The 13,603-nt window shown below is 72.3% G+C and carries 14 protein-coding genes and 1 tRNA gene; 11 read left to right on the top strand and 4 right to left on the bottom strand.

From position 1 onward, the window contains the following. Positions 1–52: 52 nt before the first annotated feature. Both ASF17_RS00780 and ASF17_RS00785 read right to left on the bottom strand, forming a co-directional pair. The gene (locus ASF17_RS00780; RefSeq protein WP_055794309.1) at positions 53–1,153 is read right to left on the bottom strand and encodes an NAD-dependent epimerase/dehydratase family protein; all 1,101 of its coding nucleotides are present in this window, start codon (positions 1,151–1,153) and stop codon (positions 53–55) included. Beyond that, the gene (locus ASF17_RS00785) at positions 1,150–2,031 is read right to left on the bottom strand and encodes an MTAP family purine nucleoside phosphorylase (protein ID WP_055794310.1); all 882 of its coding nucleotides are present in this window, start codon (positions 2,029–2,031) and stop codon (positions 1,150–1,152) included. Before ASF17_RS00785 ends, ASF17_RS00780 begins: the two co-directional genes overlap by 4 nt. A gap of 37 nt (positions 2,032–2,068) precedes the next feature. On the opposite strand from ASF17_RS00785, the gene ASF17_RS00790 reads away from it, so the two are divergent. From ASF17_RS00790 to ASF17_RS00810, 5 genes are all read left to right on the top strand, one after another. Next, the gene (locus ASF17_RS00790; RefSeq protein ID WP_235476290.1) at positions 2,069–3,313 is read left to right on the top strand and encodes a molybdopterin molybdotransferase MoeA; all 1,245 of its coding nucleotides are present in this window, start codon (positions 2,069–2,071) and stop codon (positions 3,311–3,313) included. Beyond that, positions 3,306–3,806, top strand: a complete 501-nt coding sequence (moaC, locus tag ASF17_RS00795) for a cyclic pyranopterin monophosphate synthase MoaC (protein WP_055794312.1) — start codon at positions 3,306–3,308, stop codon at positions 3,804–3,806. The genes ASF17_RS00790 and moaC overlap by 8 nt, the downstream gene beginning before the upstream one ends. Beyond that, on the top strand, positions 3,803–4,291 hold the full coding sequence (locus ASF17_RS00800) for a MogA/MoaB family molybdenum cofactor biosynthesis protein (protein WP_055794315.1): 489 nt from the start codon (positions 3,803–3,805) through the stop codon (positions 4,289–4,291). Before moaC ends, ASF17_RS00800 begins: the two co-directional genes overlap by 4 nt. Further along, positions 4,284–4,757: a molybdenum cofactor biosynthesis protein MoaE gene (locus tag ASF17_RS00805; RefSeq protein ID WP_055794317.1), complete on the top strand. Its 474-nt coding sequence runs from the start codon at positions 4,284–4,286 to the stop codon at positions 4,755–4,757. The genes ASF17_RS00800 and ASF17_RS00805 overlap by 8 nt, the downstream gene beginning before the upstream one ends. Before the next feature lie 159 nt (positions 4,758–4,916). Continuing rightward, on the top strand, positions 4,917–6,731 hold the full coding sequence (locus ASF17_RS00810; protein WP_055795478.1) for an ABC-F family ATP-binding cassette domain-containing protein: 1,815 nt from the start codon (positions 4,917–4,919) through the stop codon (positions 6,729–6,731). Positions 6,732–6,825: 94 nt separating this feature from the next. Here ASF17_RS00810 and ASF17_RS00815 read toward each other — a convergent pair whose 3' ends face one another. Next, on the bottom strand, positions 6,826–7,320 hold the full coding sequence (locus ASF17_RS00815; RefSeq protein ID WP_055794319.1) for a MarR family winged helix-turn-helix transcriptional regulator: 495 nt from the start codon (positions 7,318–7,320) through the stop codon (positions 6,826–6,828). A 65-nt stretch (positions 7,321–7,385) separates the two neighbouring features. On the opposite strand from ASF17_RS00815, the gene ASF17_RS00820 reads away from it, so the two are divergent. The 6 genes from ASF17_RS00820 (at position 7,386) to ASF17_RS00845 (ending at position 11,716) form a co-directional block, all read left to right on the top strand. Further along, a tRNA-Gln gene (locus tag ASF17_RS00820) sits at positions 7,386–7,460 on the top strand. 220 nt (positions 7,461–7,680) lie between these two features. Beyond that, the gene (locus ASF17_RS00825) at positions 7,681–7,971 is read left to right on the top strand and encodes a hypothetical protein (RefSeq protein ID WP_055794322.1); all 291 of its coding nucleotides are present in this window, start codon (positions 7,681–7,683) and stop codon (positions 7,969–7,971) included. A gap of 93 nt (positions 7,972–8,064) precedes the next feature. Beyond that, positions 8,065–8,553: a hypothetical protein gene (locus ASF17_RS00830; protein ID WP_055794324.1), complete on the top strand. Its 489-nt coding sequence runs from the start codon at positions 8,065–8,067 to the stop codon at positions 8,551–8,553. 120 nt (positions 8,554–8,673) lie between these two features. Beyond that, positions 8,674–10,107: a bifunctional UDP-N-acetylglucosamine diphosphorylase/glucosamine-1-phosphate N-acetyltransferase GlmU gene (glmU, locus tag ASF17_RS00835; protein ID WP_055794326.1), complete on the top strand. Its 1,434-nt coding sequence runs from the start codon at positions 8,674–8,676 to the stop codon at positions 10,105–10,107. 42 nt (positions 10,108–10,149) lie between these two features. Continuing rightward, positions 10,150–11,127, top strand: coding sequence for a ribose-phosphate diphosphokinase (locus tag ASF17_RS00840; RefSeq protein WP_055794328.1), 978 nt, complete (start codon positions 10,150–10,152; stop codon positions 11,125–11,127). Between the two features lie 109 nt (positions 11,128–11,236). Next, positions 11,237–11,716, top strand: coding sequence for an SRPBCC family protein (locus ASF17_RS00845; protein WP_055794331.1), 480 nt, complete (start codon positions 11,237–11,239; stop codon positions 11,714–11,716). Positions 11,717–12,078: 362 nt separating this feature from the next. Here the strand turns inward: ASF17_RS00845 and gndA are convergent, their stop codons facing one another. After that, a complete protein-coding gene (gene gndA, locus ASF17_RS00850) occupies positions 12,079–13,551 on the bottom strand; it encodes an NADP-dependent phosphogluconate dehydrogenase (protein WP_055794332.1) in 1,473 nt (490 codons plus the stop codon). Positions 13,552–13,603: the final 52 nt, after the last annotated feature.

The following is a 13,603-nucleotide window of genomic DNA, read 5'->3' on the forward strand; positions in this document are numbered from 1 at the left end:
GCGCATCGAGGACAGCCGACCCGGCCGCCCCGGTGGCCTCGGAGGGGGCGGTCTAGGGCGCGACGGATGCGCGGAGCGGCGCCGTGGCGAACTCGCGCATGCCCGCCTCGAAGGTGACCGCGGGCTCCCAGCGCAGCTCGTCGCGCAGCCGTGCGGACGACGCGGTGACGTGCCGCACGTCGCCGGCGCGGTACTGGCCGGTGACGACGGGCTCGGGGCCGCCGGCCTCGCGGGCGAGGGCCGCCGCCATCTCGCCGATCGTGTGCACGACCCCGCTGCCGACGTTGAACGCCCGGAAGGTCTCGGGCGCCTGCTCGGTCGTCCAGTCGAGGGCGGCGAGGTTGGCTGCGGCGATGTCGCGCACGTGCACGAAGTCGCGACGCTGAGCGCCGTCCTCGAAGACCCGCGGCGCCTCGCCCCGCTGCAGCGCCGAGCGGAACAGCGACGCGACACCGGCATAGGGGGTGTTCTGGGGCATGCCGGGGCCGTAGACGTTGTGATAGCGCAGGGCGGCCGCGCGACCACCCGTGCTGCGCGCCCACGAGGTGGCGAGGTGCTCCTGGGTGAGCTTCGTGATGGCGTAGACGTTCCGCGGGTCGAGCGGGGCGTCCTCCGCGATGAGCTGCGGCTCGAGCAGGGCGCCGGTCTCGTCGCGCGGGTCGAACACGCCGGCGTCGAGGTCGACGGTGCGGCGCGGGGCGGGGCGCTCGGTGGCGCCCGCCGAGGTGCGGTAGCTGCCCTCGCCGTAGACGACCATCGACGAGGCCACGACGAGGCGGTCGATGCCGGCCCGGTCGAGCGCGGCCAGCACGACGGCGGTGCCGAGCTCGTTCGACGAGACGTAGTCCGGGGCGTCCTGGAAGTCCACGCCGAGACCGACCTTCGCCGCCTGATGGCAGACCGCGTCGACGCCGTCGAGCGCCCGGTCGACGACGTCGGCGTCGCGGACGTCGCCTCGGATGAACTCGACGCGCGGGTCGAGCTCGGGCTCGCCGCCGTGCACGTCGGATCGCAGCGAGTCGAGCACGCGCACGGTCCAGCCGCGGTCGAGGGCCTGCGCGACGATCGCGGAGCCGATGAACCCCGCTCCGCCCGTGACGAGCAGACGGCCGAGGAGGCGCGGGTCGGCCGCGCCGCCGGAGCCGGCGGTCACAGCGCGGTCCGGCGCGACAGCACGGGGCGGGCGAGCACCGCGGCGACGGCGTCGGCCGGGATGAGCTCGCGCGGCTCGTAGTCGCTCGGCAGGCCGGCGACGATCGACTCGATGGCGGCGACGATGCGGGGCTGCGCGGCGGCGAGGCGGTCCATGACGAGCTGGTGGCTGACCGCGTCGTCGTCGGTGCCCTCCTCCGGGGAGATGCCGGCGTCGCTGTCGGTGACGAACGAGATGTTGACGGCGCCCATGCCGAGCTCGAGGGTCAGCGGCACCTCGGGGTACATCGTCATGTTGATCGTGTGGGCCCCCGCGGCACGGAACCACAGCGACTCGGCTCGCGTCGAGAAGCGCGGACCCTGGATCACCACGCACGTGCCGGTCGGTGCGAACGGCTCGCCCTGCGCCTCGAGGGCGGCAACGGCGGCGGCGCGCAGCACCGGGTCGAACGGGTCGGCGGCCACAAGATGCTGCACCGAGCCCTCGACGTCGTAGAAGGTGTCGGGCCGGCCCCAGGTGCGGTCGATGAACTGGTCGGTGACCACCATCGTCCCCGGCGGGTACTCGGGGCTGACGCCGCCGACGGCGGACGACGACACGACGGCCCGGGCGCCGAGCGACGCCAGCGCCCAGACGTTGGCCCGGAAGTCGATGCGGTGCGGCGGCACGGAGTGCCCCTTGCCGTGACGGGTGAGGAACGCGACGCGCTTGCCGCCCAGCTCGCCGATCGAGACCTCGCTCGACGTCGGTCCGTAGGGGGTGGCGACCACGTGGCTCGTCGCCGTGCCGGGGGCGAAGAGCGAGTAGAGGCCGGAGCCGCCGATGACGGCGACGTCGACGCGGGGCGGGGACGAGGAGGCGGGGGTGGTGTCGGTCACCCCCGCTACGCTACCGACGACAGCCGGGAGGAGCCTCGTGCGCACCATCGATCAGCATCAGGACGACGTGGCCGGGCTGGTCGAGGCCGCCCTGGCGTCGCGACCGAGCGAGCGCCTCCCGCTCGATCCGGCCGCCGTGGCGGCCGACCCCGACCGCTACCGGAGGCGCGAGCTCGCCTCCGACGTCGTCGCGCCCATCGACCTCCCCCCGTTCGCCAACTCGCAGATGGACGGCTTCGCCGTGTCGTCGTCCGACGTCGTCGCCGACGCCTCGCTCGTCGTGGTCGACCGCATCCCCGCCGGGCGCGTGGGCCCGGCCCTGCTCCCCGGGACGGCCGCGCCGATCATGACGGGCGCCGCCGTGCCCGACGGCGCCGACGCCGTCGTTCCGGTCGAGCGGGTCGAGCCTCCGCTGTTCCCCGCCGAGGGCGTCGACGCCCGTGTGGCGGTCACCGGTCCCGTGGCGGCCGGTGCGTTCGTCCGCGAGGCCGGCTCCGACGTCGTCGCGGGCAGCGTGCTGCTGCCGGCCGGCACGATCATGACCCCGGCGCGCTGGGGTGTGCTGGCGGCAGCCGGACTCGGCGAGGTCGCCGTCCGACGCCGACCGCGCCTCCTGCTCGTCTCGACCGGCGAGGAGCTCGCCGCACCCGGCGCCGAGCTGGGCCCGGGCGAGATCCACGATGCGAACGGCGTCGCGCTCGCCGCGGCCCTCGCCGAGGTCGGCGTCGAGGTCGTCGCCGAGCGCGTCACCGACGACGCGGCCACGCTGACCGCGCTGGTCGCCCGGCACGCCGCCGACGTCGACCTCGTCGTCACGACGGGCGGGGTCAGCGCCGGCGCGTACGAGGTGGTCCGCGACGCCTTCGAGACCGCGGGCGTCGTGTTCGGGTCGGTCGCCATGCAGCCCGGGGGCCCCCAGGGGCATGGTCCCCTCTCCGTCGGCGACCGCCGGCTGCCGGCCGTGTGCTTCCCCGGGAACCCGGTCAGCGCTCTCGTCTCGTTCGAGGTCTTCCTCCGTCCGCTCCTGCAGGCGGCCACCGGCGTCGGCCGCCCGCGCGCGCGCACGGTCGCCCCGATGGCAGAACCCGCCGAGTCGCCCGTCGGAAAGCACCAGCTCCGCCGAGGGCGTCTCGACGCCGACGGCCGGGTCGCCCTCGTCGGCGGCGCCGGATCCCACCTGCTGTCGAACCATGCGGCGGCCACCCTCCTGGTGCACCTGCCCGTCGGCGTCGAGCGGGTCGAGGCGGGCGACGACGTCGTAGTGTGGGCGCTCGATGACTGATCGCGACCGGCCCGACGACACCGCGCCTCCTCGGCTCACCCACGTGCGTGACGACGGGACGGCGCACATGGTCGACGTCACCGACAAGAGCGAGACCACGCGCATCGCCACCGCTCAGGCGCGCCTCACGACCCGGGCCGACGTGCTCGCCCGGCTGGTCGAGGGCACCCTGCCGAAGGGCGAGGCGCTCGGCACCGCCCGCATCGCCGGCATCATGGCCGCCAAGCGGACGTCGTCGCTGATCCCGCTCTGCCATCCGCTGCCGATCGGATCGGTCACCGTCGACTTCGAGCCCGGCGAGACCGATATCGTCGTGCTCGCCCGCGTCAAGACCCACGGCAAGACGGGCGTCGAGATGGAGGCGCTCACCGCCGCCTCGATCGCCGCGCTGACGCTCTACGACATGATCAAGGCCGTCGACCCGCTCGCCGAGATCCACGACGTCAAGGTGGTCGCGAAGCAGGGCGGCAAATCGGGGGACTGGTCGCGATGACGACCCTGCCCGTCCGCCGCGCCGTCGTCATCGTCGCCTCGACCCGCGCCGCCGCGGGGAGCGCCGACGACCTCACCGGCCCGGTCATCCGCGCCTGGTTCGAGGCCCGACGCTACGACGTGCCCGCCCCGATCGTCGTCGCCGACGGCGAGCCCGTCGGTCGCGCGCTCGCCGAGGCCCTCGCGACCTCGCCCGACGTGATCGTGACGACCGGCGGCACCGGGGTCTCGCCGACCGACGCGACCCCCGAGCAGACCCGCCCGCTGCTCGAGCGCGAGCTGCCCGGCGTCGCCGAGGAGCTCCGTCGCCGGGGTCTCGCCGCCACGCCGACCGCGATCCTGTCGCGCGGCGTCGCCGGCGTCAACGGTCGCACGTTCGTCGTCAACCTGCCGGGTTCGCGCGGGGGAGTCCGCGACGGTCTCGAGGTGCTCGGCGGCGTCGTCGACCACGTGGTCGACCAGCTGGCCGGAGGATCGCATGACTGACGACGTCGCCTCGCCCGCCGGCCGGGCCGCCTCGCCCGCCGCCGACCGCGTGCTGCTGGCGCGGGTCGTCGACGAGACCCTCTCGGTGACCGAGTGCTCGGCGCTCGTGGCGAGCCGCGCCTCCGGGGCGGTCGTGACCTTCGAGGGTGTGGTGCGCGATCACGACGAGGGGCGCGGGGTCACGGCCCTGCACTACGAGGCGCATCCGAACGCGACCGACGTGATCCGCGAGGTGGCCCTGTCGATCGCCGCCGCGCATCCCGAGGTGCGGGTCGCCGTCGAGCACCGCTACGGCGACCTCGAGATCGGCGACGTCGCGCTGGCCTGCGCCGTGTCGTCCGCCCACCGCGCCGAGGCGTTCGCGGCCTGCGCCGCCCTCGTCGACGAGGTCAAGGCGCGCGTGCCGATCTGGAAGCGGCAGGAGTTCGCCGACGGCTCCGACGAGTGGACGGCCTCCCTCGGCTGACTCTCCCGGCTGACGCGCTCGGTCGGCGTGCTCGGTCGGCGCTCTCGGTCGACTCGCTCGGCTGACGCGCTCGCCGTGCGCGTCCGTCTGACGCGCTCGCCCGTGCTCCCGTCCGACGTGCTCGTCGAGGCGTCAGGCGGGGCCGACTACGCTTCTCGGGTGGCACATCTACTCGGCGCAGAAAACCTCCGTCTCGAATTCCCGACCAAGGTCGTCCTCGACGGGGTGACCCTCGGCATCGACGAGGGCTCCCGCATCGGGGTCGTCGGCCGCAACGGCGACGGCAAGTCGACCCTCATGTCGGTGCTGGCGGGTCGACTCCAGCCCGACGACGGTCGCGTGACGACGCGTCGCGGTCTGACCATCGGCATGCTCGACCAGCGCGACGTGCTGCCCACGGGCGCCACCGTCGGCAGCCTCATCGTGGGCGACCGCGACGAGCACGAATGGGCCGGCGACGCGCGCATCCGCGACGTCATCTCCGGTCTCGCCACCGACATCCCCTGGGAGGCCGCGGTCGAGGACCTCTCCGGCGGTCAGCGCCGCCGCGTGGCCCTCGCGACCCTGCTGGTCGGCGACTGGGACGTCCTGTTCCTCGACGAGCCCACCAACCACCTCGACGTCGAGGGCGTGGCCTGGCTGGCCCAGCACCTCAAGCGCCGCTGGTCGGCCAACTCGGGCGCGCTCGTCGTCGTGACGCACGACCGGTGGTTCCTCGACGAGGTCTCGACCGACACGTGGGAGGTCCACGACGGCATCGTCGAGCCCTTCGAGGGCGGCTACGCCGCGTACGTGCTGCAGCGCGTCGAGCGCGACCGCATGGCGTCGGCCTCCGAGTCGAAGCGTCAGAACCTGATGCGCAAAGAGCTCGCCTGGCTGCGTCGCGGCGCCCCCGCCCGGTCGACCAAGCCCAAGTTCCGCATCGATGCCGCCAACGAGCTGATCGCCGACGAGCCGCCCGTCCGCGACGCCGTGCAGCTCTCGCAGATGGCGACCGCTCGACTCGGCAAAGACGTGGTCGACCTCGTCGAGGTCGGCGTCTCGTTCGGCGACAAGCGGGTGCTCGAGGGCGTCGAGTGGCGCATCGCACCCGGCGAGCGCACCGGCGTGCTCGGCGTGAACGGAGCCGGAAAGTCGACGCTGCTCAAGGTCGTCACCGGGGTCATCGCACCGACCGAGGGTCGGGTGAAGCAGGGCAAGACGGTCAAGTTCGCGATCCTCGACCAGCAGCTCGCCGACCTCCACGAGGTCGCCCACGAGCGCGTCAACGACGTGATCGGCCGCCAGCGCACCTCGTACGTCACCGCCGGCAAGGAGATGACGCCGGGTCAGCTGCTCGAGCGCCTCGGGTTCACGAGCGCCCAGCTGCAGACCCCGATCAAAGACCTTTCGGGTGGTCAGAAGCGTCGCCTGCAGTTCCTGCTGATCCTCCTCAACGAGCCGAACGTGCTCATCCTCGACGAGCCCACCAACGACCTCGACACCGACATGCTCGCCGCCATGGAGGACCTCCTCGACGGCTGGCCGGGCACCCTGCTCGTCGTCTCGCACGACCGGTACCTGCTCGAGCGGGTCACCGACCAGCAGTACGCGGTGCTCGACGGCCGCTTCCGGCACCTGCCGGGCGGCGTCGACCAGTACCTGCAGCTGCGCAAGCAGGCGACGGACAGCCAAGGAGGCGCGACCGACCGACCGACGGCCGTCCAGGGGGCGTCGGCATCCGTCGCGGCCTCCGCTGCCGCCTCGGGTCTCTCCGGCGCCGAGAAGCGCAACGCCGAGAAGGAGCTCGGGTCGATCGACCGCAAGATGGCGAAGGCCGCGACCGAGCGCGAGTCGCTGCTGGCGCAGTTCTCGACCTTCGACCAGTCCGACTTCGACGGCCTGGCCGCGCTGCAGGCGAAGCTCACGGCGCTCGACCACAAGACCGCCGAGCTCGAGGTGCGCTGGCTCGAGCTGAGCGAGCTGCTGGCCTAGCCGCTCCAGGGGCCTGGGCGATCGGTCGTGCCGCACCGCGCCTCCTCGGCTCGGCTCGGCTCGGCTCTGCATATCGTCAGGCGTCGCCGTGCGGTCAGCCGCCGAGCGTCAGGCTGAGGGTGCGCAGCAGCTCGGCCAGGCGGCTGCGGTCGGCGACGTCGATGTCGCTCAGCAGGGCGTCCTCGGCCGCGAGCAGGCGTTCGATGGCGGCGTCGACCGTCCGTCGGCCCGCTGCCGTCATCGTGACGAGGATGCCGCGGCCGTCGTCCGGGTCGGTGCGGCGTTCGACGAGGCCACGGTCGACGAGCCGGTCGATGCGGTTCGTCATCGCGCCGCTCGAGACGAGCGTCTGCTGCAGGAGGGTCTTCGGGCTCAGCTGGTACGGGGTGCCGGCACGGCGGAGCGCTGAGAGCACGTCGAACTCCCACGACTCGAGGTCGCTCGCCTGGAAGGCCTCACGGCGGGCACGGTCGAGGTGCTTGGCGAGCCGCGCGACGCGCGAGAGCACATGGAGCGGCGCGAAGTCGAGGTCGGGCCGCTCGTGGCGCCACGCCTCGACGATCCTGTCGACCTCGTCCTGCTCGGGCATCCGACCATTATGGCGACCGGTGCCGTCACCGCCGTCTGGCAGACTGGAACGGCGCATGAGCGCGGTCCGCCATGGTGTAACGGCAGCACGACAGCCTTTGGAGCTGTTAGGTCCAGGTTCGAATCCTGGTGGCGGAGCCAGGGGCACGCCGACGGCCTTCTTCCTCCTTCGGCCTCGTAGCCGGGCTCGCGCAGCTGCTGGCGATCGCCGAGTGACTCGATCACGCAGCTGAGGGCGCGGGCGAGCGCTCAGCTCATGGGCGCGCGCGTCTGCCTCGGTCTCATGGATCTCGCCCCAGGAGATGCTCGCGGGCATGCCGTCGCCACTTGGATCCACGTCAGGCAGACAGATCTGCACGAAGTGCGGGACGACACCTTCACGAGCATCGGGTCTGCCGGGCTTCCCGACGCGCTCGACAGCGCCGACGACCTCCAGGCGGGTCAGGTGTTCGTCGAGAAGCTCTGGAACGACCAGGGCATCACCACTGAGCGCTATCAGAGCGGCGGCGGCGATCCCATCCTCGGCATCCGGGGGTCCGGGGGTCCGACGACGTCCATCGACTTCCTCGCCGACGAGCGCGGCTACAGCGTCGACGCCCTGTCCCCGTGCGCGGACGGCGACCCGGTCGAGCTCAAGGACCAAGGCGAGTAGGCGGTCGCGCCGGGCGCTCGTCGGCGGTCGTCGATAGCCTGCGGTCGCACCCGCCGGTCGTGCCGGCACCGCCCCGACGACGAGGACCCCGCCATGTCGACCACCCGCACCCTCCCGCCCCTCGCCCGCGCCGCCCTGCTCGGAGTCCTCAGCGGCTCCCGCTCCGCCTCACCGCTCGCCGTGCTCGCCCTGAACCAGGGAGCCGAGGAGGCGCGGGGCGCCTGGCAGAGCTGGCCCCTGTTCCGAGCGCCCCTCGGCCGGGCGGCTCTCGTCGCGGCCGGGGCAGGCGAGCTGGTCGGCGACAAGCTCCCCATGACCCCGAGCCGCGTCGCGGCCGGGCCGCTGTTCGGCCGCGCGCTCGCCGGCGCCGTGGTCGGCCTGGCCATCACGGACACGGGTCGTGGAGGGCTCCGCGTGTCAGGCGCCGTCGCGGGCGCCCTCGGCGCGTTGGCGGGCAGCTGGCTCTTCTATCGGGCTCGCAAGACCGCCGTCGACGGGACCGGTCTTCCCGATGCCGTCGTGGCGCTCGCCGAAGACGCGCTGACCGTCTCGAGCGCGTTCGCGCTGGTGCGCTCCCGCTGAATCCTCCACAGGGGCCGGCCGTCCGCTGGATCGCACCGGAACCCGTCGGCCCTTTCGCGCCTCCTTCGCCGCCCGTGGGAGGATCGCCGGAGATCGCGCACCACCTCACCAAGGAGCACCATGTCTGAACGCAGCCTCGCCGTCGTCGTCCTCGCAGCAGGACAGGGCACGCGCATGAAGTCGTCGACACCCAAGGTGCTGCACCGCCTGGCCGGCATGCCGCTCATCCAGCACGTGCTCGAATCGGCCGGCGCCCTCGACCCCGAGCACCTCGTCGCGGTCGTGCGGCACGAGCGCGACCTCGTCGTGGCGAGCGTGCTCGACACCTCACCGGCCGCCGTCATCGTCGATCAAGACGAGATCCCCGGCACCGGGCGGGCCGTCGAGCAGGCCGTCGAGGCGCTGCCGGCCGAGTTCGAGGGCGACGTGGTGGTCGTCAGCGCCGACGTGCCGTTCCTCGACCACGAGACCCTGTCGGCGCTGCTCGACCAGCACCGCGAGGCCGCCGCGTCGGCCACGCTCCTGTCGGCAGTGCTGCCCGACGCCACCGGCTACGGGCGCGTGGTCCGCCGGGCGTCCGGCGACGTCGACCGCATCGTCGAGCACAAAGACGCGACGGCGGATGAGCGCGAGGTCCGCGAGATCAACTCGGGCACCTACGTCTTCACCGTGTCGGCCCTGCGAACCCACCTGCCGCGGATCGGCTCGGCCAACGCCCAGAACGAGAAGTACGTGACCGACATGGTCGGCCTGCTGACGGGTGCCGGCGAGATCGTCGCCGCTCGCGCCGTCGACGAGACGTGGCGGCTCGAGGGCATCAACGACCGCGTGCAGCTCGCGGCCGCTGCTCGCCGGCTGAACGACCGCATCGTCGAGCACTGGCAGCGCGAGGGCGTCTCGATCATCGACCCGCAGACCACCTGGATCGACCGCGACGTCTCGCTCAGCCCCGACGTCGAGCTGCTGCCCGGCACCCAGCTGCGCGGAGCGACGTACATCGCCGCGGGCGCCGTGGTCGGACCGGACACCACGCTGGTCGACACCGAGGTCGGCGAGGGCGCGGTCGTGAAGCGCACCGACGCGACCCTCGCGGTCATCGGGGCCCGCGCCTCCGTCGGTCCGTTCGCCTACCTGCGACCCGGCAGCGTTCTCGGCACGGGGGGCAAGATCGGCACCTTCGTCGAGACCAAGAACGTCGAGATCGGCGAGGGGTCGAAGGTGCCGCACCTGAGCTACATCGGAGACACCGAGGTCGGCCGCGACTCGAACATCGGGGCGGGCACGATCACCGCCAACTACGACGGGGTGAACAAGCACCGGACGCAGGTCGGGTCGAACGTGCGCACCGGGTCACACAACGTCTTCGTCGCCCCCGTTAGGATTGGCGACGGAGCGTACTCAGGTGCGGGAACGGTCGTCCGCAAAGACGTGCCAGCAGGTGCCCTGGCGCTGAGCATCGCTCCACAGCGCAATGCGAGCGGATGGGTCGAGGCGAACCGCCCCGGCTCCGCGGCTGCCGAGGCCGCCGCTCGCGCCGAACGAACGACCGACTGAACCCCGGTCGGGTTGGCCCCTCGGGGCCGGAGAGCGAGTGACGTGTCCGGAATCAAGATCACCGGCGAGAACCGACTCGTTCTGGTCTCGGGGCGTGCGCACCCCGAGCTCGCCGATCAGATCGCCTCCGAGTTGGGGTCGGAGCTCATCCCCACCGACGCTCGCACCTTCGCCAACGGCGAGCTGTACGCGCGCTTCGACGAGAGCGTGCGCGGCGCCGACGCGTTCGTCATCCAGTCGCACTCGGCCCCCATCAACGAGTGGTTGATGGAGCAGCTGATCATGGTCGACGCGCTCAAGCGCGCATCCGCCAAGCGCATCACCGTCGTCGCGCCCTTCTACCCCTACGCCCGGCAAGACAAGAAGGGCCGCGGCCGCGAGCCGATCTCGGCGCGTCTGGTCGCCGACCTGTTCAAGGCGGCCGGCGCCCACCGCATCATGAGCGTCGACCTGCACGCCCCGCAGATCCAGGGCTTCTTCGACGGCCCCGTCGACCACCTGTTCGCCATGCCGGTGCTGCTCGAGCACTTCCGCGCCAAGCTCGACAACGCGACGCTGACCGTCGTCTCACCCGACATGGGTCGCGTCCGCGTCGCCGACATCTGGAGCGAGAAGCTCGACGCCCCTCTGGCGATCATCCACAAGCGCCGCGACCCCCTCGTGCCCAATCAGGTCACCGTGCACGAGATCGTCGGCGAGGTCGCCGGTCGTGTCTGCCTCCTGGTCGACGACCTCATCGACACGGGCCGCACCATCGTGAAGGCCGCCGAGGCCCTCAAGGCAGCAGGGGCCATCGGGGTCGTCGTCGCCGCCACCCACGCCGTCTTCAGCGACCCGGCCCCCGAGATCCTCAACAGCGAGTTCATCGACTCCGTCGTGGTGACCGACACCCTGCCGCTCACCGAGCACCAGAAGTTCGACAAGCTCGAGATCCTCCCGATCGCGCCCTTGATCGCGCGCGCGATCCACGAGGTCTTCGACAACGGCTCCGTGACGAGCATGTTCGACGGCGCGGCCTAGGCCTCGAGCACCCGCCTCGAGGGGGCGCCCGACCGCCCGATCCGGCGGAGGGGCGCCCCCTCTCGGCATCTCCCGCCCGGTCGATCCCGCGTCGTGCCACGATGTGCCCATGCCCGTCGTCGAATCCCGTGTGGTCGTCCCGGTGAGCCCGGAGGTCGCCTTCGCGGTGTCGCAGACGCAGGGTGAGGCGCGCAAGCGCTGGGACCCGTTCATCCGCCACCAGCACCTCGTCGGGGGAGCGACCGTGCCCGCCAGAGGCGTCCGCACCCTCACGGTGCAGCGGTTCGGATTCCGGATGGAGAGCGAGTACGTCTCGTACGCGCCGCCCACGAACGTCGGCATGAAGATGACGAAGGGCTCGTGGTTCTTCGAGCGCATGGGCGGCGGCTGGCGGTTCAGTGCGGTCGACGGCGACCCGCAGAGCACCCTGGCGATCTGGCGCTACAACTTCACCTGCCGGCCGCGCTGGCTCGCCCCTCTCGCCGAGCGCATCGGAGCCGTCGTGCTGCAACGCGACATCGACCACCGCATCCAGGGCTTCGCCCGCGGCTGCGAGGACCCTCTCGTCCTCGCCGCTGCCACCCCCTGACCCCCCCCGCCCGGCATCGACGCTTCAGGCCACGCGCGCAGCCCCCCCCCCCGTCGGCAACTCAGGCGATGCGGCACCCGACCGTGGCCCTGTCCCGCCATACCGCCCCCGAGCCTGAGTTGCCGACGCGCAGCGGCCCGGGTCGGCGACTCAGGTGATGTGGCGCTTGCGCGTGGCCCTGTCCCGCGCGGCCGCCGGTCTGCCTGAGTCGCCGACGCGCGACGCGCGACGCCCGAGGCGAGCGCAGGCCACGCGTGCGGACGGGCGGACCCGCCGTCCGCCCCGCGGTCGCAGGGTCAGGACGGCGGGACCCGCCCGCCTGGGTGCAGCTCAGGAGGCGCGGCGCAGCCCCGCGCCCGCCCTCAGTGGGTCGACGGCTCCGTCTCGATCTCCGACCGGTCACCCGACCAGAGCGTGTGGAACACGCCGTCCTCGCCGACGCGCTCGTACGTGTGAGCGCCGAAGAAGTCGCGTTGCCCCTGGATCAGCGACGCCGGGAGGCGCGTGGACGCGAGCGAGTCGTAGTAGCTGAGCGCTGAGGCGAACCCGGGCACGGGGATGCCCGAGAGGGCGGCCTTGGCGACGATGCGGCGCCAGGCCGCTTCACCGTCGCGGACGGCCGCGGCGAAGTAGTCGTCCTCGAGGAGGGTCGCGATGGTGGCGTCCTTCTCGTAGGCGTCGACGATGCGGTTGAGGAACTGCGCGCGGATGATGCAGCCGCCGCGCCAGATCTTGGCGATGGCCCCCTTGTCGATGTCCCAGTCGTACTCGAGGGCGCCGGCGATGATGGCGTCGAAGCCCTGGGCGTAGGCGACGATCTTCGATGCGTACAGCGCTTTCTGCACATCGTCCTCGAACCCGTCACCGGCCTCCTGCACCTCGGGTCGGCCCTGCAGTGTCGCCTGCACGGCGGCGCGCTGGTCGGGCTTCGACGAGACGGCGCGGGCGAAGACGGCCTCGGCGATTCCGCCGACCGGGACGCCGAGTCCGACCGAGTTCTGCACGGTCCAGACGCCGGTGCCCTTCGAGCCGGCCTCGTCGACGATCGAGTCGACGAGCGGGCCGCCCGTCTTGGCGTCGACCTGACGGAGCACCTCGGCGGTGATCTCGATGAGGTACGACTCGAGCTCGCCCTTGTTCCATTCGTCGAAGACGGCGGCGATGGCGGCGGGTTCGTGGCCGCCGACGCGCCGCAGCAGGTCGTACGACTCCGCGATGAGCTGCATGTCGGCGTACTCGATGCCGTTGTGGATCATCTTGACGAAGTGCCCCGCGCCGTCGGATCCGACGTGCGTGACGCACGGCTCGCCCTCGGCGACCGCGGCGATGGACGACAGGATGGGGCCGAGCGTCTCGTACGCCTCCTTCGAGCCGCCGGGCATGATCGAGGGCCCCTTGAGGGCGCCTTCCTCACCGCCCGAGATGCCGGCACCGACGAAGTTGAGGCCGCGGTCGCGCAGGGCTGCCTCCCGCCGGCGGGTGTCCTGGAAGTTCGCGTTGCCGCCGTCGACGATGATGTCGCCTTCGTCGAAGAGATCGGCGAGCTGGTCGATGACGGCGTCGGTGCCGCGCCCGGCCTGCACCATGATGATGGCGGTGCGGGGCTTCTGCAGCGAGGCGGCGAAGTCCTCGATCGTCTTCGAGGCGATGAATCCGGCGTCGCCGTGCTCGGTCATGAGGGTGTCGGTACGCTCCGGCGAGCGGTTGTAGACGGCGACGGTGTTGCCCTCACGGCTGGCGAGGTTCCGCGCCAGGTTCGAGCCCATGACGGCGAGTCCGACGACTCCGATGTTCGCCTGTGCGGTGGACGTCTCTGCTGTTCCCTGTTCGGTCATGTCGACTCCTTCTCGGGGGTGGGTGTCCGCAGACTATTCCTCCGGCCCGGGT

This window comes from Frigoribacterium sp. Leaf263 (assembly GCF_001422285.1).
Lineage (GTDB): Bacteria > Actinomycetota > Actinomycetes > Actinomycetales > Microbacteriaceae > Frigoribacterium.

What these genes read in the sequence shown, in the direction of transcription:
- ASF17_RS00830 (WP_055794324.1), top strand. Translation starts at nt 8,065, where the DNA reads ATGTCGACCACCCGCACCCTCCCGCCCCTCGCCCGCGCCGCCCTGCTC.
- ASF17_RS00845 (WP_055794331.1), top strand. Translation starts at nt 11,237, where the DNA reads ATGCCCGTCGTCGAATCCCGTGTGGTCGTCCCGGTGAGCCCGGAGGTC.
- glmU (WP_055794326.1), top strand. Translation starts at nt 8,674, where the DNA reads ATGTCTGAACGCAGCCTCGCCGTCGTCGTCCTCGCAGCAGGACAGGGC.
- ASF17_RS00800 (WP_055794315.1), top strand. Translation starts at nt 3,803, where the DNA reads ATGACGACCCTGCCCGTCCGCCGCGCCGTCGTCATCGTCGCCTCGACC.
- ASF17_RS00815 (WP_055794319.1), bottom strand. Translation starts at nt 7,320, where the DNA reads ATGCCCGAGCAGGACGAGGTCGACAGGATCGTCGAGGCGTGGCGCCAC.
- gndA (WP_055794332.1), bottom strand. Translation starts at nt 13,551, where the DNA reads ATGACCGAACAGGGAACAGCAGAGACGTCCACCGCACAGGCGAACATC.
- moaC (WP_055794312.1), top strand. Translation starts at nt 3,306, where the DNA reads ATGACTGATCGCGACCGGCCCGACGACACCGCGCCTCCTCGGCTCACC.
- ASF17_RS00805 (WP_055794317.1), top strand. Translation starts at nt 4,284, where the DNA reads ATGACTGACGACGTCGCCTCGCCCGCCGGCCGGGCCGCCTCGCCCGCC.